This window comes from Vibrio barjaei (genome assembly GCF_001639065.2).
In the GTDB taxonomy this organism is placed as follows: Bacteria; Pseudomonadota; Gammaproteobacteria; order Enterobacterales; family Vibrionaceae; genus Vibrio; species Vibrio barjaei.
Window position 1 is genome coordinate 1 of the sequence record NZ_LQXO02000034.1, and the last position, 19,521, is coordinate 19,521.

A 19,521-nucleotide genomic window follows, 5' to 3' on the forward strand; every position below is an offset into this window, starting at 1 on the left:
GTCAGTGAGGACGCATTATAGAGATCCGGATCACATTGGCAAGCGTTTTTTAAAGAAAATCTTTAAAAATAGGTCATTTGTAACTTTATTGACCAATAAAGGCTAAAACAGAACGTTTTTTACTCATTAATCCTTTAACTTACCCCATATTGCATCTTGGTAAAGCCTCAGATGTCAGTTACGCATGCAGATTCAATAATAACTAACGAGCTTTATTGTCTTCGAAGTAGTAAGAAATTCGAGCTCGTGGGTTTAAATATTCCCGAATCTCTTCTGGCAGCCTATCAGGGTGAATCACGGATTCCACTTTCAGCTCTTTCTCTTCAAGTGGAATGATGGGGGCTTGCAGTTTAGGTACGGTGGGATCGTAGATGAGTACATTCGGGCACAGTAAATTACCACTATTAATAGAAACGACAAGCCCAACCATCTCATTGGAGAGTTTGACTACCGTACCAGGAGGATACACACCCATATACTTAATAAGAATGTTTAGGTTTTCTTGGTTATACAACTCCTTTGCATGCTTATATAGATAAGACAATGCGGTAAAAGGAATCTTTTTCTCACTCGGGATTTGGTGATGACATAGGTTATCAAACGCGTTGGCAACAGAAATTATTTGGGCGAACGCATCAATTTCATCGCCTTTGAGACCTAACGGGTAACCACTGCCGTCCAACAACTCATGATGTTGTTCGATGACGGTAATGACTTCTTGAGGCAGTGTATCCATCATACCAGCGATGTTGCTACCATACTTAGTGTGCAGTTTTAGGTAGTTAGCTTCTGGCTCCGTAAGTGGTGTAGTTTTTCTCAGAATTGCCGGTGGAATCTTCACTTTACCAATATCATGAAACAGTGCTGACAGCGCTACTAGTTTGATCTCCTCGGCCTCTAACCCTCTTGCCTTAGCAATCATCATAGACAGCACCGATACATTTAAACTGTGAAAGTAGATATCTTCAAATTCACTTTTACTGCCCATTAAGTGCAAAGTCACTTCATCTTCAGATAAGAGAGTATCGACGATATCATCCACTAACAAACGCGCTTCTTTCGTCGCTTGTTCTGGTCGACTTCTGAGTTTTGCCATCACATTTCTAATTCGAGCCAAAGAGCGATCAAACTCTTTTTCGCAACGAGAAACTCTTCTCCGATAAGCGCTTAGTTCTTCTATACGTCTTTGCTTTTCTTCCCAGAGTAGATCCGAGCTTGCTTGAACATAAGCATTAGGTTCTTGAGAGGCTTGTTGAACAGGAAGCGGTAAAACATCACTTAAATCAGGGTTAACGTGGACGTACTTCACCCCTAACTGCTTAATAATGTGTACCTGCTCTTCTGATTTAATCTTAAAAACATTAAATAGAAACGGGTGGTCATTCCATTTGAGGGGAAGCCGGACATGAAGTCCAGGCTGAATTCGGTCCACTGAAATCTTGATACTTGCCACAATCCAACTGCAACTGACTGTAAAACACTCAGCGAGTTTAAAGAACTTCGTGCGCTAATTCATCTAATTATTATTAAAGTGTGACCAAATAATAAATTTGTAAACTAGCGCCTTTTCTATTGAGGGGGTGCTACTCTTGCTCTTTTTCGCGATTACTAAGAATAGCCGCAACTCTAGGATCTAGCGATTTGCCATGTTGCTGCTCAAACTCTTCTCGCTTGAGGTCAACGAGGTTTTTCACAGAGTGCTGGGCAAGACCTTTTGGCACTTCTGTCACCAACTTACCCTTCTCTTGCAAGCTCATAGCCTCGCGATAAAACTCTTTAAAGCGACGGACAATCAGAGATTGTGGCAATCGGCGAAGCTCATAGCCCTTGTTTTGCATAATCCACTTTTCAAGTTGATTATTGGGCTCTTTATTAACTACTCGATTCAAAGCTTCTAAAGACTCTGATTCAGTAAGCTGAGTCTTGAGCAATGTCAATTCACCCATAATAGGCGGCCATTTTTCGCCTGCTTGAAGTCTCTCTCGGCAATGCTGCATGACACGCATTAACTCCGCTTCCGTTAAGCTATCCGCAAAATCGAGAAAACGTCCTGTTGGGCGTCGTCCGTAAGACTTAATCCACGTCGACTCATAGATACTCAGTAATGTTCCGAATATATAATTACACCAGTCACTAGGTTGACGTTCTTGTTCGACCTCATTGATGCTTAAAGCCTGAGACGATGGCGAATTTGTCGTCGAGACTTGAGTCGACTGCGGCTCACGGCGACCCTTATCAACTTTTGGAGTAACAGCATTAGAAGCCTTTAAGTGCTCAAGGCTACCATTGACTCCCATTTCTCTGAGTTTCTTTTCCATTGTGCCAAAATCAACGTTTTTTGGCTTATTGCTGTTACTCATGTCTATTACCTATATAAAGTGTGCACACTGCGAGTCTTAAAAGTTCGGGTTCTTACCTTGTCCTCGTAAGTACTCACGAAACTCTTCTGAAGGACTCACATCACCAGACTTATTTGACGTTTGGTAAGATTGGCGACGTCTTTCTTCTGCTTGCTTACGTCGATCTTCCGCTTGTTTCTCGTTAACAATCCACAATCTAAGTTTATTAAGCATTTGAGTGACGTTGGTGTATTCATTTGCTCGGGTTTTGTAGTAAACCACAAACTTTTCCCAGAACAAGTTAGGATCAATCTCAAGTCGAGAGAAAGCGATTGTCTGCGACGCCCAGTCTGGTATTTCAAACTCATTGAGATCATGAGTTGATAAATATTGGCTGTTGGTGGCAGGCTGCGACTCTTTCTTACTAGAAGAAAACCCACTATTTTTATCCTTACGATAATTGGGGTGCTGCTCGCCAATCACCGCTTGTAAACTCCCCGAGCGTTTCGAGTATTCTAGCCAATCTTCAAGCTGACGCGCCAAACGAGTGATGTTCGTGGTATTCGTCCCATGTTCACGTACAAAGTTTTGCCATACGCTGTCTCTGCTATTCGGCGGTACTTTATAGAGATCAAAAGAGGGTACCGCCCAACCTGGAGCACTCGATTCTTGCATCGTCGTAACGCGAGATGGCTGACGAACAACTGGAGCGGCACTTGAGGCTTCAATCACTGGCAGTCGATTTGGTTCAGAACTTGCCAACGTAAAGTGGTGCCTTTGCCCTTGAGGGGTAGATTCAACCTGACCTTTGGTCAACAACCCTTTATTAGCAAGCGCAGTGAGCACATCTGCTAGTCCAAACTCTCCTAGCAAGCACTCTTTAGCAACATCTGACAGTGCAAAAGCCACATTCCCATCATTGCCAGAAATATCCGCTAACTTTAATAGTACTAACTTCTCACTAGCTGTGATGTCAGTTTGTTGCCAAGCAATATGGGTAAATTTTGCACTCACAGTAATTCTCCTATCTGTTACCTAGATTCTAGCGCTTCGACTGTTCATAAACAAACAGAGAAAAAGTGGCCTTTGAGATTGGAACAGTATCAACGCTTATAAACGAGATCTATCGTCAATAGTTGGTAAGAGTTCGAAAAGAATGGGCTGCTGGATATGAGTCATCTCGCGGCAACATGTTGGACGTATCTCAACGTTTACATCTCGCAAAACGACGAAAGGCCGCTTAAATAAGCGACCTTTCTAATATGGTACCGGTGGGCGGACTTGAACCGCCACGCCCGAAGGCAACGGATTTTGAATCCGTCGTGTATACCAATTTCACCACACCGGCATCTTGGACTGACGTCCTTTGATGTTTGGCATTATACGTAAGCTCTCGTTGCGTGCAACAACAAAACGCTGAATATTCTATTGTTTGCTGATATTTTCGCCACAATGTGATGCTATTCGGGCAAATAGGCTTTCTTCACGTCGACAGAATCGCTATCCTGTGGCCAGTTTTGGTTATTAAATGATGTATTCAATGGAAACTCAATCTCTTCCACCTGCGGGCTTTTTCAGACGACTTGGGGCACTGTTTTATGACAGTTTAATTATACTTGCGGTTGTGATGATGGCCGGTGGCGTTGTTGTGGCGCTCATGGAAGCGTTGGTCGCGGCGGGGCTAATGAACTATGCACCGTATGCCGACGCTAGTGATTTTCTGGGCAACCATCCCTTTTGGAGCCCTGTTTATACCGCTTACCTAGCGTTTGCGTGGATTTACTTCCTTGTGTTCTTCTGGACTCGCGCCGGACAAACATTGGGAATGCGAGCTTGGAAGATTGAGCTGCAGAACTTAAAGGGTGGACGTATTACAGTGACCCAGGCGCTAATCCGTATCGCTACATCCGCATTTGGTTTAGCAAACTTGTCGGTCCCTATCGACCCTCAAAAGCGAGGATTTCATGATATTTGGGCGAAGACCAAGGTTGTTGTTTTACCTAAAGCAAAATAAATAGCGACGAATACAAAAAAGGTGCCTTTCGGCACCTTTTTTATTACAAACGGCTAAGCAGACAAAAGTTAAGCTTTGTATGCTTTAAATGCGTTGATTAGACCGTTAGTCGAGCTGTCGTGAGAAGTCACTTCACTGTCGTCAGCAAGTTCAGGCAGGATTTGGTTAGCCAGCTGCTTACCAAGCTCTACACCCCATTGGTCAAAGCTGAAGATGTTCCAGATAATACCTTGAGTGAAGATCTTGTGCTCGTACATCGCGATAAGGTTACCTAGAGTACGAGGTGTGATTTGCTTCACTAAGATTGAGTTCGTTGGACGGTTACCTTCAAAGATCTTAAATGGTACAAGATCTTTCACTTCTTCCGCTGTCTTACCTGCTTTAGCAAACTCAGCTTCAACCGTCTCTTGAGACTTGCCGAATGCAAGTGCTTCAGTTTGAGCAAAGAAGTTAGACATTAGCTTCTGGTGATGATCGCTCACTTGGTTGTGAGAGATAGCAGGCGCGATGAAATCACAAGGAATCAGCTTAGTACCTTGGTGAATTAGCTGATAGAACGCGTGTTGGCCGTTTGTGCCTGGTTCACCCCAAATAATAGGACCTGTTTGGTAATCAACTGCTTCACCATTGCGGTCAGTGAACTTACCGTTTGACTCCATATTGCCTTGCTGGAAGTATGCAGCAAAGCGGTGCATGTATTGGTCATAAGGCAGAATCGCTTCAGATTCAGCACCGTGGAAGTTGTTGTACCAAATACCGATAAGTGCAAGTAGTACTGGAATGTTGCTTTCTAGATCAGTTTCAGCAAAGTGCTTATCCATCTCATGAGCACCAGCAAGAAGCTCAACGAAGTTGTCAAAGCCCACAGCTAGTACGATTGATAGACCGATTGCGGACCAAAGTGAGTAGCGACCGCCGACCCAATCCCAGAACTCGAACATGTTGTCAGTATCGATACCAAACTCAGAAACTGCAGTTGCGTTAGTCGATAGCGCCGCAAAGTGCTTAGCAACGTGAGCGTCATCTTGAGCCGAAGCTAGGAACCAATCGCGAGCAGAGTGCGCGTTAGTCATCGTCTCTTGCGTAGTAAATGTCTTAGAAGCAACCAAGAATAGCGTTGTTTCTGGATTTACTTTCTTAAGAGTTTCAGCGATATGTGTACCATCTACGTTTGACACAAAGTGCATGTTCAGATGGTTCGTGTAAGGTGCTAACGCCTCTGTCACCATATAAGGACCAAGATCAGAACCACCGATACCGATGTTCACTACGTCAGTGATCGCTTTACCTGTGTAACCTTTCCAATCACCAGAAATGATGCGCTCAGAGAAACCTTTCATCTTCTCTAATACCGCGTTTACCGCTGGCATAACGTCTTCGCCATTCACCATGATTGGCGTGTTGCTGCGGTTACGTAGTGCAACGTGAAGAACAGAACGACCTTCTGTTTGGTTGATGGTATCGCCAGCAAACATCGCTTTGATTGCGCCTTTAAGCTCAGTCTCGTTCGCTAGAGCAAATAGGTTCTTCATTGTTTCGTCGTTGATTAGGTTCTTAGAGTAATCAACAAGAATGTCAGAGCCGAAGCGCGTAGAGAATTTGCCAAAACGGTCTGCGTCTTGTGCAAATAGCTCTGCTAAGTCCATATCTTGCGCAGATTCAAAGTGCGCAGTCAGTGCTTTCCAAGCTTCAGTTTGCGTTGGATTGATGTTTTTCAACATGGTCTCTATCCCAATTTTTAGTCGGTTTTATTCCCAATCCCCCCAAGGAAAAGGAACCCCCAGTTTAGCGAATAATAAACAGTATATTCTAAATACAGCCCAGTGCCTTTTTAGGTTCACTAGACGTTACAAACTTGTCTGTGGTTTACAAAGTGTAGACTTTGTTTTCGTAATAATTTTTCAGGCGTAATTATGAACCAGAGCCATTGCACTCACCTTGAGTTAGGTCACGTAACGGTTCACAATATAAACAAAATAGGTAAACACCCTACCATTAAGCAGCACTATAATACATAGGAGTGATTATGTGGCAACAAAAGACATTGTACCTCAGCGCTAAAGCGCGCGGTTTTCATCTGATTACTGATGAAATTGAACAACAACTGCCACAGTTAAAGGATTACTCTGTAGGTTTACTACATCTCTTTATTCAACATACTTCGGCCAGTTTAACGTTGAATGAAAACGCGGATCCGACGGTACGTAGTGATATGGAAAGTCACTTCAATCGCTATGTCCCAGAGAATGCACCTTATTACAAACATACGTACGAAGGCAGCGATGACATGCCAGCTCATATTAAGAGCTCTCTTCTTGGAGCGAGCGTGACCATTCCAATTAACCAAGGACAGTTAGCTTTAGGTACATGGCAGGGTATTTACCTAGGTGAGCATCGAGATTTTGGTGGAGAGCGGCGAGTTATTGCGACGTTGCAGGGGCAGATTTGAGGTAAGAACCCTTGCGATATCTATGATGGTTAACACCTTGTCTGCCTGTTGTAACGAGGCAGACAAAGGTTGGTTTGATAAACGCCGTGAGTAGATCCCTGCCTGCGCAGGGATGGTAATACTTGGTTTCGCTCTAATACTTGGGTTCGGGATTGAGGTTCAGTATCGAATAGTGACCGGCTTCACTTCGTACTGCTATAACTCATTTCGACGCGAGAAGTGAGCTTAGTCACCAGCTCATAAGCAATAGTGCCAATGTGCTCGGCGACTTCTTCAGATGGGAGCTCTTCCCCCCATAAGATAGCTTCATCGCCCACTTGATCTAAGGCATCTGGACCTAGGTCAACAGTAAGCATATCCATCGATACTCGACCAGCGATTGGTACTTTACGACCATTCACCAGTACCGGTGTGCCATTTGGTGCTGTACGAGGGTAACCATCACCATAACCAATCGCAATCACCCCTACTTTGGTGTCTCTATGGCTGGTCCAAGTCGCCCCGTAACCCACACTTTCGCCTTTCTTTACATCGCGCACAGCAATCAAGTGAGACTTTAGAGTCATGACAGGCTTAAAGCCCATATCGGCTGCTGTCTTATCTCCAAAAGGAGACACTCCATACATAATGATGCCAGGACGCACCCAGTCTAATCGACTTTGCTGCCACTCAAGTAGGCCAGCAGAGGCTGCCATAGAGCGCTCCCCATTGCAGCCTTCTGTTAGTGACAGAAACAGCTCTATTTGCTGTTGAGTCATGGTGTTATCAAGCTCATCGGCACAACCGAAATGACTCATATAACGCAGTGGTTTAGCCACGTTATCACAGCGATGTAAACGCTCGACGAACTCTTGGTACTGTTCTTCACGAACACCTAGACGGTGCATACCGCTATCCACTTTAAGCCAAACAACGACCGGAGTTTCTAGCTCTGCCTGCTCTAGCGCATCAAGCTGTTCATAACAATGCACCACTGTTTGAATATTATTGGTCACCAAGACCGGGAGGTCATTCGGTGAGTAAAAACCCTCAAGCAGTAGTATGGGTTTCACCACACCACTTGCTCTTAGCTGCAACGCCTCTTCGATGCGAGCTACACCAAATGCATCCGCACCCGTGGCATTTTTAGCAATGTGTCTCAAACCATGACCATAACCATTAGCTTTGACTACCGCCATGACTTTGCTATTCGGTGCTTTCTGTTTAATGCACGCTAGATTGTGCGCCAGCGCATCCAAATTAATATGCGCTGTCGCTGCTTTCATATAACTCATACGTCTGCCCTACTACTCTTCGTCAAACGCAGGACCTGCGTAGTTATCAAAGCGAGAATATTGACCTTGGAAGGTTAACCGAACCGAACCAATTGGACCGTTACGCTGTTTACCTAGGATAATTTCTGCAATTCCTTTTAACGCACTGTCTGGATGGTAAACCTCATCACGATAAATAAACATGATAAGGTCAGCATCCTGCTCTATAGAGCCCGACTCACGAAGGTCTGAGTTAACTGGTCGTTTGTCAGCACGTTGTTCCAAGGAACGGTTAAGCTGGGAAAGTGCTACTACTGGAACATTCAGTTCTTTCGCTAATGCTTTAAGAGAACGTGAGATTTCCGCGATTTCCAACGTACGATTATCGGACAGAGCTGGAACACGCATTAACTGAAGGTAATCGACCATGATCAAACTTAGACCGCCATGTTCACGAGCGATACGTCTTGCACGGGAACGAACTTCTGTTGGTGTCAGACCGGAGCTATCATCGATATACATGTTTTTCTTTTCCATGAGCATGCCCATGGAGGTTGAAATTTTAGCCCAATCTTCATCATCCAGCTGACCAGTACGAATTTTAGTTTGATCTACCCGTGAGAGGGAAGCCAGCATACGCATCATGATTTGTTCGGCAGGCATCTCAAGTGAGAAAATTAACACCGGCTTATCTTGAGACATTGCCGCATTTTCACACAAGTTCATCGCAAACGTCGTTTTACCCATCGATGGACGAGCTGCAACAATGATGAGATCTGAGCCTTGAAGACCTGCGGTTTTCTTATTCAGGTCGTTGAAGCCTGTAGTCACCCCTGTCACACCATCTTGCGGCGTTTTGTACAGGATTTCGATTCGTTCTAGTGTTTTTTCAAGTATGTTGTCAACATTCTGTGGCCCTTCATTTTCGCTGGTTCTGTCTTCCGCGATTTTAAAGACCTTACTTTCGGCCATGTCCAGTAGATCTTCTGATGAACGACCTTGAGGATCGTAACCTGCATCAGCGATTTCATTAGCAACGCCAATGAGGTTTCGGACCAAGGCACGCTCCGCAACAATATCTGCATAAGCGTTTATATTTGCTGCACTCGGGGTATTTTTCGCCAGATCGGCAAGGTAGGCAAATCCACCCACATCGTCCAACTGCTCTCGCAGTTCAAGGAATTCGGATAAGGTAATCAGGTCGAGGGGCTTGCTCTCTTCTAACAGAGCTTGAATGCCCTCAAAGATTAAGCGGTGAGGACGACTGTAGAAGTCACTGCTGATCACCTTCTCGGCAACGGTATCCCATCGTTGGTTGTCCAACAACAAACCACCCAGCACAGATTGCTCCGCTTCCAATGAATGAGGAGGGACTTTCACTGATTCCACTTGAGCATCTTTTACTTTTTGATTTCGGATATCCGCCATGACTCTACTCGATAACACATTATGACCAGACATTATATACTCAACTAAGTGTGGGCTAAAGCAAAGAAAACGCGACTAAAACGAGGATTACTCCATCAAAATTTGACCTATTGCTGACGATGGTCGAATATGCCACACATATAATCCCGAACCCCGTATCCGCCCTGTGAGGTTTTTGTGTCAAAGAAGTTACTTTTTGGTCTAGTGTTGCTTGCTTCGCCTGCGATCTATGCTGAAGAATTTCTACCTCCAAGCGACACGGAAGACTCGCCACCCTCACCACTTCAATCCGAGGTGGAATTTGGCTATCAAGCGCACTCGGGCAATACCGACTCTCAATCGCTAAATGCACGTGTTGCTGCCGAATATACCGAAGGACGTCACCGTACCAGTGGCGAATGGAAATATTACCAACTTTATAAAAATGGCGATGAAGATAAGAATCAGCAGAACTACTTACTTCAAACCGACTATAAGTTAGGCCCCAAAGCGTACCTATACGGAAACTATAACGGTTTTTCATCGCTCTACAGTTCCTATTATGAAGATCATACCGTCTCAGGCGGTTTGGGTTATCAGTTAGCTAATCAAGAGAACTTTCTCTTAGAGGTAGAAATAGGTCCTGGTTTTCGTTATCAAGAACCAAACCTAGATGAGATTGACGATAAAGATATTATCTTTCGAAATGTGGTTAAAGAAGCCATTGTTCGTGGCAACATCAATTTGATTTGGAAGCCTTTAGATAGCCTTACCGTTGGAACTAAGCTAACTACCACGGCAGGTAAGAGTAACACGCGTTTTGATACCGAAGTGAATGTCACGAATGCAATAACCGAAACTATTGCTCTCAAACTCTCTTACGACAGCCAGTACCACAGCAAAGTACCAAGCCCTACCTTGAGCAAACGCGACTCTATTTTTACCGTAAACCTATTATTCAGCTTTTAAGCTCCGGAAAAAATCAAAAAAAAACACCAGCCGAAGCTGGTGTTTTTCATTGTTCTTCTGACTGAGATTACTCAGCAGCAACAACTTGTAGGTTGATAGCAGCGAAAACTTCAGAGTGAAGTTGGATGCTGATTTCGAACTCACCAGTTGTGCGTAGAGCACCTTCAGGTAGGCGAACTTCGCTCTTAGCTACTTCAACGCCAGCTGCAGTGATTGCATCAGCGATGTCACGAGTACCGATAGAACCGAACAGTTTGCCTTCGTCACCAGCTTTAGAAGCGATAACAACAGCTTCTAGAGCGTTAACTTTCTCAGCACGAGCTTCAGCAGCAGTAAGTTGCTCGGCAACTTTAGCTTCTAGTTCAGCACGACGAGCTTCGAACATTTCAACGTTACCTTTAGTAGCCATTACTGCCTTACCTTGTGGGATAAGGAAGTTACGAGCGTAACCAGATTTAACGTTAACTGTATCGCCAAGACCACCTAGGTTACCGATTTTATCAAGTAGAATAACTTGCATTGTTTAATCCTCTATCTAAATAAACGGTGCCGATTACTGATGCTTATCAGTGTATGGCAGTAGAGCTAGGTAGCGTGAACGCTTGATAGCGCGCGCTAGCTGACGCTGATATTTAGCGCTTGTACCAGTGATACGGCTAGGTACGATTTTACCAGCTTCAGTGATGTAGTTTTTAAGAGTTGCTACGTCTTTGTAATCAATCTCTTGTACGCCTTCTGCAGTGAAACGGCAGAATTTACGACGACGGAAGAAACGAGCCATGGGCTATCTCCTGATCTAAATTAAAGTCTTGTTGTCGGTAATTGAATAATTACCAAGTACTAAACGAGTAACGAATTACTCTGCAGCTGCTTCTGGCTTAGCTTCAGTACGCTCTTCGCGACGTGGAGCACGCTCTTCTTTCTGCTTAAGCATGATAGAAGGCTCAGTGATTGCTGCTTTAGTACGCATAATCATGTTACGTAGAACTGCATCGTTAAAACGGAAAGCAGTTTCTAGCTCATCAATAGCTTCTTGTGGTGCTTCAACGTTCATTAGAACGTAGTGAGCTTTGTGAAGCTTGTTGATTGGGTAAGCCAGTTGACGACGACCCCAGTCTTCTAGACGGTGTACAGTACCGTTAGCTTCAGTGATAGAACCAGTGTAACGCTCGATCATGCCAGCAACTTGCTCGCTTTGATCAGGGTGCACCATGAATACGATTTCGTAATGACGCATAGGTTGCTCCTTACGGATTATTAGCTTCCACGAGTGGCTCGGTCGTCCAGAGGAAGCAAGGAACTAATGTAAAAGACCGAGAATTAAGGACCGCGAATGTTACAGAAAGGACGGAAAATAAGCAAGCAATTTTAAAGGTTTAAGGTGCTAGGCAGCAACACTCAATAGCTAGCCACCTAAAAAGCCTTGTTATTCATCAGCATAGATTTTTACAGTGACCTCACCATGGCAGTCTACCGAGGCGCGATACATACCGGAGCTATTCATACCAAAGTGAACATCGCCTTGAGCGTCAACGGCAATTAAGCCGCCCTCTCCCCCCATGGCTTTCAATTCACCCTGAATTACCGTTTCACACGCCGTATGAACATCTTCTTTTAAATAGCGCATTCGCGCTGCGACATCGCCTGCAACGGTTTTACGGATAAAATATTCACCCATCCCCGTAGTTGAAACCGCAACATTGCCGTTTTCAGCAAAAGTACCTGCGCCGATAATCGCAGTATCGCCAACGCGGCCGTACTTTTTATTGGTTACCCCACCAGTACTGGTCGCGGCAGCCAAGTTGCCATGGCTGTCCAGTGCCACCGCCCCTACGGTGCCGTATTTTTTGTCATCTGGATATTTCGATTCAGACAACGCAAACAGTCCTTTCTCTTTCATCGAAAGTAATTGTTCATAGCGACGCTCAGTAAAGAAGTAATCTTGCTCGGTATATTGGTGTTGATGTTCAAACGCAAACTTCTCTGCGCCTTCACCGATTAATAACACATGATCGCTATCGCGCATCACATCTCGCGCCAGCTCAATCGGGTTACGAATATGACGAACGCCAGCGATCGCACCTGCATCCATAGCCGCACCATGCATCACAGAAGCATCCATCTCAACCATTTCATCATGAGTTAATACCGAGCCTTTCCCTGCATTAAAATGTGGCGAGTCTTCCATCACTTTAACGGCTGCTACTGTTGCATCTAGCGCGTCACCACCCGCTTCCAATATCGCAGCGCCCGCCTGAACTGATTGAGTCAGCGCGGCCAATATCTCTTGCTTCAATGTCTCAGTCATCTGATCACGCAATATGGTTCCAGCGCCACCATGAATCGCAATTGCAAAAGGCTTAGTCATACCGTTCGTTCCTACTTCCCTACTGTTTAAAACCAAAAAGACCTCCCATAGGGAGGCCTTTCAAAACTAAACGATTAGTGAGAACCACAACCGCCGCCACCGCAGCAACCGTCTTCTTTTTTCTCACCATGGTCATCACCACCACAACAGCCACCTTCTTCACCGTGACCTTCGCCGCCACAACAGCCGCCGCCTTGGTGAATATGACCATGTTCAATTTCTTCTGCCTTAGCTTCGCGAATCGCAACCACTTCAACATCAAACGTTAGTGTTTGGCCTGCAAGCATGTGGTTACCGTCAACCACAACTTCGTCACCGTCTACTTCCGTTACTTCAACAGGGATTGGACCTTGGTCTGTATCCGCTAGAAAACGCATGCCGACTTCGATCGTGTCAACGCCTTGGAATACATTCGCTGGTACACGTTGTACTAATGCGTCATTGTGTTCACCGTAAGCATCCTCTGGAGAAACAGTAGCTGTGAATTTATCACCCGCTTCTTTGCCTTCAAGTTCCTTTTCTAGACCAACGATTAGGTTGTTGTGACCGTGTAGGTAATCTAGAGGTGCTTCTACTGTTGATTGATCAACGACAACACCGTCTTCTGTTTTTACTTGGTACGCTAGGCTAACTACTGCGTTCTGAGTAACTTTCATGTGAGCTCCAAAGGATTGGCCTTGAGAGACCATTAAAGCAAAGCCTATTTGCAAACAGCAAACCGACTCATATGATCATCTCATCAAAAATTAATCCGCCTTTAAGCGGCGTGTTCGCATATTATGGGGTCAGAAATAAGAAACTCAATCATTCAGGCTTAAAAATTCCGATTAATTCCTCATCACTGCGTTCAGTTTTCTCTACAGCTTTTGGCGTGCGTTGTTCTTTGAATTCACACTCTACACACTCCACCCACTCAACATTGTTGTCTATCCACCAGCGCAAACTGTCTTGCTGGCTACACTTAGGGCAGCTTGCCCCCGCAATAAAACGTTTCTTGGTACTGCTCATGTTACTTCCTAATTCCGATCTTCAACCGCAAAGGCTTTAACTTCAATGTTAATCCCAGAAATTACGCGATTGGCGATCATTTTCCATTTCACGGCCAAAGATTTCTTCGAGTTCTTTACGAGCTTCTTTCGATCTTTGTGCCAATTCTTTATCTTCACTGTGTTGAGGCAACAGCTCTTTGAGCATGGCATTATCCAGCTTTCTAAAGTGCGCTTCTGCGCGCTTTGCCTCATAAGGATGAAATCCTAGCTCCACTAACGCCTGTCGACCTAAATCCAGGGCTCCCAAAAATGTCTCTCGCGAATAACATTGCACGCCATGATTCATAAGCTGATAGGCCTCTACTCGACTTCGAGCCCTCGCTAAGACCCTAAGCTTAGGAAAGTGGTTATGACAAAGGTCTACCACTTCCATGATCTCCTCAGGAGAATCGGTACAGATAATAATAGCCTCGGCTTTATCGGCACCCGCCGCTCTTAACAAATCCACTTGAGTCGCATCACCATAAAACACCTTATAGCCGTATTTTCTTAGCAGGTGAATTTGGCTCGCATCACTTTCTAATACGGTAACTTTGACCTTATTGGCGTACATCAAACGACCGACAATTTGTCCAAATCGTCCGAAGCCAGCAATGATCACTCGCGGCTGCCTATCCTCAACATCCGTTTTAATGGTGGTTTCTTCCACTTGATTGAGTGATTTCTCAAACCATTTTTTCTGTCCCATAAGCAGCAGTGGTGTGGTTACCATCGACAAACTCACCACAACCAGAAGAAAAGCAGATTCTTGGGCAGGCAATAGCCCTTGTGCACTCGCCGCTGTAAAGATAACGAAGGCAAACTCGCCGCCTTGGCTCAAAATGGCAGCCATTTTACTGCGCGATTTCGGTCCGATACCAAACAAACGGGCCAGTACGTACAAGATAAGCCCTTTAATAATGACCAAAGACACCACAGCAAACAGCACAGCGAGTGGTTCAGAAATCAGTAATCCAAGGTTTACCGCCATACCCACCGCGATAAAGAATAACCCTAGCAGCAGACCTTTGAATGGCTCAATGGCAATTTCTAGTTCATGCCGGTACTCACTTTCGGCAAGTAACACCCCTGCTAAAAACGTACCTAAAGCCATGGATAACCCAAGCTTTTGCATAAAGGCAGCAATACCAATCACTAGCAGCAATGCGGCCACGGTAAACAATTCACGCACACCGCTCATGACGACATAACGAAATAGAGGACGAATCAGAAAGTGGCCGCCCACCAGCAAGCCTAAAACACCCGCTAACATCCAAATAATGTCCGCCCAGTTGCCTGCTGTGTTGCCCGCTAATAATGGCAGTAACGCCAACATTGGAATAACCGCAATATCTTGGAATAACAGAACAGCAAAGCCCGATTGTCCAGTCTCGCCGCCCCCTAACCCTTGCTCTTCAATAACTCGAAGGGCTATCGCGGTAGATGAAAGCGCAAGGCCCATTCCTATCGCCAAACTAGTTTGCCAAGAGAGATTAAATAAAGAAGCAATCGCAGAAAGAATCAAAGTGGTGACGACAACCTGTGCGCCACCTAAACCAAGAATGGGGACTCGCATCTGCCATAGCTTCTTAGGATTCAATTCCAAGCCAATTAAGAACAGCAGCAGTACGACACCAAATTCGGAGAAATGAAGTATTTCATCCACATCGCTAATAAGACCCAATCCCCACGGACCAATGGCAACACCAGCTAACAAATACCCGAGAACACTGCCCAATCCAAGGCGCTGGGCAATGGGAACCGCAACCACAGCAGCAGAGAGGAAAATAACACCGCTTTGCAAGAAATCGTTAGTCATCGCCATGTTCCACCTCCGCACCTTGCAGCGTGGACATCATCAAAGACTCATCAAACGGATGCATTAACCATTGGCGGTACAATTCCGCATGTTGATATCGATCCATATCGCCTACACGTCTCGACCAATACAGCACCAGCGGCTCCATCCACTGCATTTTGCACAAGGCAGCCGTTAGCTCGAAAGGCTGTAGAATCTGCTCTAAGGGGTACTTGTTGTAGCCTGATTGACTAAAAGCTGACGCTTTACCTCCGGTAGTAATGACACTGCGCCAGTACTTACCTTCCAATGCGCAATCATCACCAAAGGCAAAGCCTTTACCCAGCACACGGTCAATCCACTCCTTTAACAAAGAAGGGCAGGAGTACATATAGAGAGGATGCTGAAGCACAATCACATCATGCTCGAGCAAAAGCTGGTGCTCCGCTTTAACGTCAATAAAGAAGTCAGGATACAGAGCGTACAGATCTCTTAGGGTGACATTATCAAGAGATTGAATCTTCTTGAGCATGACCTGATTGGCAATCGAGTTTTGCGGCTCTGGATGGGCATAGATGACCAGAACCTTCGGGGATGTGTTGGTGCTTTCGAGTATGGAAGTCATTCCTAGACGTCTATCCTTAAACCTAGCGATACCCTTAAAGCTTAAGGGTAGATAGATATGATTGTTGATTAAATCATTCTATTTTTGTTATCAGTTTGTTCCATCATAACCCAAACTTACATCAAGGTGCAGGTTAGTTTGCGATGAGTAGGATCGGATAATGATCGACATTTAAACACTTTGCCCCTAGTATTCGTGGGTCAAAAACTCAATAACAAGCTAGCTGTATTCATATGATCACCTTCTCTGATATTCAATTGCTTCGAGGTGGTAAACCACTCCTCGATCAAGCCTCTGCAACCATTCACCCAGGTGATAAAGTAGGTTTAGTGGGTAAAAATGGTTGTGGTAAATCCACGCTCTTTGCTCTGCTAAAAGATGAGCTTTCCATTGATGCTGGCTCGTTTAGCCAACCTGCGCATTGGGAGTTAGCTTGGGTAGCACAGGAAACCCCTGCGTTAGATCGCAGTGCTATCGAATATGTCATTGATGGTGATAGAGAATATCGTGCACTAGAACAAGCTCTCGTTGAAGCCGAGAAGCAAGACAACGGCACACTAGTGGCAGAGCTTCACGGTAAAATTGAAGTGATTGGTGGCTACAGTATCCGTGCACGTGCGGCTGAACTACTTGATGGTCTTGGCTTTAGCCAAGCGCAAATGAGTTGGAACCTAACGCAGTTCTCAGGTGGTTGGCGTATGCGTTTAAACCTCGCGCAAGCTCTGCTGTGCCGCTCTGATCTACTGCTACTCGACGAACCAACCAACCACTTAGATCTAGACGCCGTCATGTGGCTAGAGCGCTGGCTGCAAAACTATCCGGGTACCTTGGTTCTGATCTCGCACGACAGAGACTTTTTGGATCCGATCGTTGGTCGCATTATCCATATCGAAAACCAGCTGCTAAATGAGTATACGGGTAACTATTCTTCGTTCGAAGATCAACGGGCGCAAAAGCTGATCTTGCAACAAGCGCAATATCAGAAGCAACAAAAGCAGATGGCCCATATGCAAAGCTATATTGACCGCTTCCGTTATAAAGCGTCTAAAGCCCGCCAAGCACAAAGCCGTATTAAAGCGTTAGAGCGCATGGAGAAGGTACTTCCAGCTCAGTTTGATAACCCGTTCAGCTTCGAATTTAGAGAGCCAGCCGCGCTTCCTAATCCTATTATTATGATGGATGACGTCTCGGCTGGTTACGATGATAACGTCATATTGGAGAAGATTCGTCTTAATCTCGTTCCCGGTAGCCGCATTGGTCTACTTGGTCGTAATGGCGCAGGTAAATCCACACTGATTAAGCTGCTCTCTGGAGAACTAAACGCAAAGGGTGGCGATCTCAACTACTCGCAAGGCGTGAAAATCGGTTACTTTGCTCAGCATCAGTTAGAGACACTTCATCCAGAAGAAACTCCTTTGCAGCACATGATGCAAATTGCGCCTCAACATACAGAGCAGCAGCTTCGTGACTACTTAGGTAGCTTTGGTTTCCAAGGCGAAAAAGCGCTGGAGAAAGTCGCGCCTTTTTCTGGGGGTGAAAAAGCACGTCTGGTGTTGGCTCTGATCGTTTGGCAAAAACCAAACTTGCTACTACTCGATGAACCGACCAACCACTTAGATCTTGATATGCGCCAAGCGCTAACTTTGGCACTGCAAACCTTTGAAGGCGCGATGGTTATCGTCAGTCACGACCGCTATTTATTGCGCGCGACCACCGATGATCTTTATCTTGTGCACGATCGCCAAGTGGCACCATTTAATGGTGATTTGGTGGATTACTATAAGTGGCTCACCGACCAACAGCGACTAGAGCGCAAAGAAGCGCAAGAGAACGAGCCAGAGAAAACCTCTAACAATAGCGCAGCAGCGAAGAAAGAGCAGAAACGCAAAGAAGCTGAGTTTAGAAAGCAAACTGCACCAATTCGCAAAACACTGACAAAACTTGAAGAAAAAATGGATAAGTTATCCGCCCTTGTCGCTGAGGCAGAAGAGCAATTATCCGATTCTTCTCTGTATGATGCGGAAAATAAAGCTAAACTCAATGAAGTACTTGCCAAACAGGCTTCTAGCAAATCCGAGCTCGAAGACGTAGAAATGGAATGGATGGCCCAGCAAGAAGTTCTTGAGCAGATGGAACAGGAATTTAATCAGTAATGACCACAGAGCACGTATCTTCCACACTCACCCTAGAACACCTTTGGCAATTTAGCCTGCAATATTACGGTGTGCGTGAAGTGAAAGAGGCGTGCTTAAATTTGCAAAATCAATTTCATGGTAATGTGAATCTGCTACTGTTGCTGAAATGGCTCGACGAACAATCGGTTCGCTTTCAATCTGAAGACTGGCACCTAGTCCAGTCTTGCTTAGGGCGAACCGAACAGCTCCTGCATCAATATCGAGATATCCGCCGCCAACTCAAACACAACGTAGTTGATAGCCTTTATCGTGAAGCCTTAGAATTTGAACTCAGTCTGGAAAAACAACAGCAGTCCGATCTTGTTGACTGTATCAATAGCCTTGCACTGATCCCCCACGATCACGAGCCGCTAGTACTGATCTATTGCCGACAACTTGGCGCCGAACACCTAGGATTGATCTTCGCCAAGCCCATTAGCGAACTCGCTACCAAATAAACACCACACAAGAAGCCGTCAACGCCGCCATGCTAGAGTTAAAACGTCGCCACGCAGTGGGAGTCGACAACCAACGACGGATAAAAGTGCCAAAGCCAACCCACACTGATGAAGTTTGTAGCTGAACCACTAGAAAAATCACCGAAATGCCAATCAAGGACCACCAATAATACTCACCAGCAATGGCAAATGAACTAACCGCCGTAACTGACATGACCCACGCCTTAGGATTCAGATATTGAAACAACATGGCTTCCAAGCATGTCATAGGCTTTGCCTGCTGAGCTCCCTCTCCTTTGTTAATACCAGCGGTTAGAATGCGCCAAGCCAAATACAACAAGTATGCGCTACCAAGCCATTTCAAAACTTCTTGCACGATAGGGTAAGTCTTAAACACCACACCTAAACCCACACCATTGAGCAAAATGAGGCTAATCAAGCCAAAACCAATACCGAAAAAATGAGGTATCGAGCGCATGTAGCCAAAGTTCGCGCCTGAAGCTGTCAGCATGACATTATTTGGGCCAGGGGTCCCAGTCATGACAACGGCAAAAAGTGCCACAGACAAGAAAAATGACCAATCCATATGATTCCTCCAAAAATTGTACCGATACAATTATAAAAATTACGTTGATTTAT

At 45.3% G+C, this 19,521-nt stretch carries 20 protein-coding genes and 1 tRNA gene; 5 read left to right on the top strand and 16 right to left on the bottom strand.

What is annotated here, in order from left to right; all coding sequences use genetic code 11:
• Window positions 1-202: 202 nt before the first annotated feature.
• From AWH66_RS16555 to AWH66_RS16570, 4 genes are all read right to left on the bottom strand, one after another.
• Complete coding sequence (locus AWH66_RS16555; protein WP_063603972.1) at window positions 203-1,453, bottom strand: cyclic di-GMP phosphodiesterase; 1,251 nt, start codon at window positions 1,451-1,453, stop codon at window positions 203-205.
• Window positions 1,454-1,583: 130 nt separating this feature from the next.
• Window positions 1,584-2,360 (bottom strand): hypothetical protein, encoded by a 777-nt coding sequence (locus tag AWH66_RS16560; RefSeq protein ID WP_083400059.1) that lies wholly within the window; start codon window positions 2,358-2,360, stop codon window positions 1,584-1,586.
• Between the two features lie 36 nt (window positions 2,361-2,396).
• Window positions 2,397-3,353, bottom strand: coding sequence for a hypothetical protein (locus AWH66_RS16565; protein ID WP_063603971.1), 957 nt, complete (start codon window positions 3,351-3,353; stop codon window positions 2,397-2,399).
• A gap of 249 nt (window positions 3,354-3,602) precedes the next feature.
• A tRNA-Leu gene (locus tag AWH66_RS16570) sits at window positions 3,603-3,687 on the bottom strand.
• A gap of 192 nt (window positions 3,688-3,879) precedes the next feature.
• On the opposite strand from AWH66_RS16570, the gene AWH66_RS16575 reads away from it, so the two are divergent.
• Window positions 3,880-4,353, top strand: coding sequence for an RDD family protein (locus tag AWH66_RS16575; RefSeq protein WP_063603970.1), 474 nt, complete (start codon window positions 3,880-3,882; stop codon window positions 4,351-4,353).
• Between the two features lie 68 nt (window positions 4,354-4,421).
• Here the strand turns inward: AWH66_RS16575 and pgi are convergent, their stop codons facing one another.
• On the bottom strand, window positions 4,422-6,074 hold the full coding sequence (pgi, locus tag AWH66_RS16580) for a glucose-6-phosphate isomerase (RefSeq protein WP_063603969.1): 1,653 nt from the start codon (window positions 6,072-6,074) through the stop codon (window positions 4,422-4,424).
• 305 nt (window positions 6,075-6,379) lie between these two features.
• Here pgi and AWH66_RS16585 point away from each other — a divergent pair, with 305 nt between their 5' ends.
• A complete protein-coding gene (locus AWH66_RS16585; RefSeq protein WP_063603968.1) occupies window positions 6,380-6,802 on the top strand; it encodes a secondary thiamine-phosphate synthase enzyme YjbQ in 423 nt (140 codons plus the stop codon).
• Between the two features lie 182 nt (window positions 6,803-6,984).
• On the opposite strand, the gene alr is transcribed toward AWH66_RS16585, so the two are convergent.
• Both alr and AWH66_RS16595 read right to left on the bottom strand, forming a co-directional pair.
• On the bottom strand, window positions 6,985-8,067 hold the full coding sequence (alr, locus tag AWH66_RS16590; protein ID WP_063603967.1) for an alanine racemase: 1,083 nt from the start codon (window positions 8,065-8,067) through the stop codon (window positions 6,985-6,987).
• 21 nt (window positions 8,068-8,088) lie between these two features.
• On the bottom strand, window positions 8,089-9,483 hold the full coding sequence (locus tag AWH66_RS16595) for a replicative DNA helicase (protein ID WP_063603966.1): 1,395 nt from the start codon (window positions 9,481-9,483) through the stop codon (window positions 8,089-8,091).
• Between the two features lie 177 nt (window positions 9,484-9,660).
• Between AWH66_RS16595 and AWH66_RS16600 the strand changes: the two genes are divergently transcribed.
• Window positions 9,661-10,431: a DUF481 domain-containing protein gene (locus tag AWH66_RS16600; RefSeq protein WP_063603965.1), complete on the top strand. Its 771-nt coding sequence runs from the start codon at window positions 9,661-9,663 to the stop codon at window positions 10,429-10,431.
• Between the two features lie 67 nt (window positions 10,432-10,498).
• On the opposite strand, the gene rplI is transcribed toward AWH66_RS16600, so the two are convergent.
• From rplI to kefG, 8 genes are all read right to left on the bottom strand, one after another.
• Window positions 10,499-10,951 (bottom strand): 50S ribosomal protein L9, encoded by a 453-nt coding sequence (gene rplI, locus AWH66_RS16605; protein ID WP_063603964.1) that lies wholly within the window; start codon window positions 10,949-10,951, stop codon window positions 10,499-10,501.
• A 33-nt stretch (window positions 10,952-10,984) separates the two neighbouring features.
• Window positions 10,985-11,212: a 30S ribosomal protein S18 gene (gene rpsR, locus AWH66_RS16610; RefSeq protein WP_000090472.1), complete on the bottom strand. Its 228-nt coding sequence runs from the start codon at window positions 11,210-11,212 to the stop codon at window positions 10,985-10,987.
• Between the two features lie 75 nt (window positions 11,213-11,287).
• A complete protein-coding gene (gene rpsF, locus AWH66_RS16615; protein WP_006074804.1) occupies window positions 11,288-11,668 on the bottom strand; it encodes a 30S ribosomal protein S6 in 381 nt (126 codons plus the stop codon).
• Between the two features lie 189 nt (window positions 11,669-11,857).
• Window positions 11,858-12,799, bottom strand: a complete 942-nt coding sequence (locus AWH66_RS16620) for an isoaspartyl peptidase/L-asparaginase family protein (protein WP_063603963.1) — start codon at window positions 12,797-12,799, stop codon at window positions 11,858-11,860.
• Window positions 12,800-12,873: 74 nt separating this feature from the next.
• Window positions 12,874-13,455 (bottom strand): peptidylprolyl isomerase, encoded by a 582-nt coding sequence (gene slyD, locus AWH66_RS16625; protein WP_038223079.1) that lies wholly within the window; start codon window positions 13,453-13,455, stop codon window positions 12,874-12,876.
• Window positions 13,456-13,603: 148 nt separating this feature from the next.
• Window positions 13,604-13,807 carry a YheV family putative zinc ribbon protein gene (locus AWH66_RS16630; protein WP_006074807.1) on the bottom strand — a complete coding sequence of 68 codons (204 nt, stop codon included), beginning with the start codon at window positions 13,805-13,807 and terminating at the stop codon, window positions 13,604-13,606.
• A gap of 48 nt (window positions 13,808-13,855) precedes the next feature.
• Window positions 13,856-15,652, bottom strand: a complete 1,797-nt coding sequence (gene kefB / locus AWH66_RS16635; protein WP_063603962.1) for a glutathione-regulated potassium-efflux system protein KefB — start codon at window positions 15,650-15,652, stop codon at window positions 13,856-13,858.
• Window positions 15,639-16,250, bottom strand: a complete 612-nt coding sequence (gene kefG / locus AWH66_RS16640; protein WP_063603961.1) for a glutathione-regulated potassium-efflux system ancillary protein KefG — start codon at window positions 16,248-16,250, stop codon at window positions 15,639-15,641. The genes kefB and kefG overlap by 14 nt, the downstream gene beginning before the upstream one ends.
• Window positions 16,251-16,483: 233 nt before the next feature.
• Here kefG and AWH66_RS16645 point away from each other — a divergent pair, with 233 nt between their 5' ends.
• Together AWH66_RS16645 and AWH66_RS16650 are read left to right on the top strand one after the other, a co-directional pair.
• Window positions 16,484-18,403, top strand: a complete 1,920-nt coding sequence (locus AWH66_RS16645) for an ABC transporter ATP-binding protein (protein ID WP_063603960.1) — start codon at window positions 16,484-16,486, stop codon at window positions 18,401-18,403.
• The gene (locus tag AWH66_RS16650; RefSeq protein ID WP_063603959.1) at window positions 18,403-18,882 is read left to right on the top strand and encodes a TIGR02444 family protein; all 480 of its coding nucleotides are present in this window, start codon (window positions 18,403-18,405) and stop codon (window positions 18,880-18,882) included. Before AWH66_RS16645 ends, AWH66_RS16650 begins: the two co-directional genes overlap by 1 nt.
• Here AWH66_RS16650 and AWH66_RS16655 read toward each other — a convergent pair.
• Entirely contained in the window at window positions 18,872-19,468 is a 597-nt protein-coding gene (locus AWH66_RS16655) for a LysE family translocator (RefSeq protein WP_063603958.1), read from the bottom strand. The two genes, AWH66_RS16650 and AWH66_RS16655, sit on opposite strands and share 11 nt — an antisense overlap.
• Between the last annotated feature and the right edge of the window lie 53 nt (window positions 19,469-19,521).

What these genes read in the sequence shown, in the direction of transcription:
- rplI (WP_063603964.1), bottom strand. Translation starts at nt 10,951, where the DNA reads ATGCAAGTTATTCTACTTGATAAAATCGGTAACCTAGGTGGTCTTGGC.
- kefB (WP_063603962.1), bottom strand. Translation starts at nt 15,652, where the DNA reads ATGGCGATGACTAACGATTTCTTGCAAAGCGGTGTTATTTTCCTCTCT.
- AWH66_RS16620 (WP_063603963.1), bottom strand. Translation starts at nt 12,799, where the DNA reads ATGACTAAGCCTTTTGCAATTGCGATTCATGGTGGCGCTGGAACCATA.
- pgi (WP_063603969.1), bottom strand. Translation starts at nt 6,074, where the DNA reads ATGTTGAAAAACATCAATCCAACGCAAACTGAAGCTTGGAAAGCACTG.
- AWH66_RS16560 (WP_083400059.1), bottom strand. Translation starts at nt 2,360, where the DNA reads ATGAGTAACAGCAATAAGCCAAAAAACGTTGATTTTGGCACAATGGAA.
- alr (WP_063603967.1), bottom strand. Translation starts at nt 8,067, where the DNA reads ATGAAAGCAGCGACAGCGCATATTAATTTGGATGCGCTGGCGCACAAT.
- rpsR (WP_000090472.1), bottom strand. Translation starts at nt 11,212, where the DNA reads ATGGCTCGTTTCTTCCGTCGTCGTAAATTCTGCCGTTTCACTGCAGAA.
- AWH66_RS16595 (WP_063603966.1), bottom strand. Translation starts at nt 9,483, where the DNA reads ATGGCGGATATCCGAAATCAAAAAGTAAAAGATGCTCAAGTGGAATCA.
- slyD (WP_038223079.1), bottom strand. Translation starts at nt 13,455, where the DNA reads ATGAAAGTTACTCAGAACGCAGTAGTTAGCCTAGCGTACCAAGTAAAA.
- AWH66_RS16650 (WP_063603959.1), top strand. Translation starts at nt 18,403, where the DNA reads ATGACCACAGAGCACGTATCTTCCACACTCACCCTAGAACACCTTTGG.
- rpsF (WP_006074804.1), bottom strand. Translation starts at nt 11,668, where the DNA reads ATGCGTCATTACGAAATCGTATTCATGGTGCACCCTGATCAAAGCGAG.
- AWH66_RS16575 (WP_063603970.1), top strand. Translation starts at nt 3,880, where the DNA reads ATGGAAACTCAATCTCTTCCACCTGCGGGCTTTTTCAGACGACTTGGG.
- AWH66_RS16645 (WP_063603960.1), top strand. Translation starts at nt 16,484, where the DNA reads ATGATCACCTTCTCTGATATTCAATTGCTTCGAGGTGGTAAACCACTC.
- AWH66_RS16585 (WP_063603968.1), top strand. Translation starts at nt 6,380, where the DNA reads ATGTGGCAACAAAAGACATTGTACCTCAGCGCTAAAGCGCGCGGTTTT.
- kefG (WP_063603961.1), bottom strand. Translation starts at nt 16,250, where the DNA reads ATGACTTCCATACTCGAAAGCACCAACACATCCCCGAAGGTTCTGGTC.
- AWH66_RS16655 (WP_063603958.1), bottom strand. Translation starts at nt 19,468, where the DNA reads ATGGATTGGTCATTTTTCTTGTCTGTGGCACTTTTTGCCGTTGTCATG.
- AWH66_RS16630 (WP_006074807.1), bottom strand. Translation starts at nt 13,807, where the DNA reads ATGAGCAGTACCAAGAAACGTTTTATTGCGGGGGCAAGCTGCCCTAAG.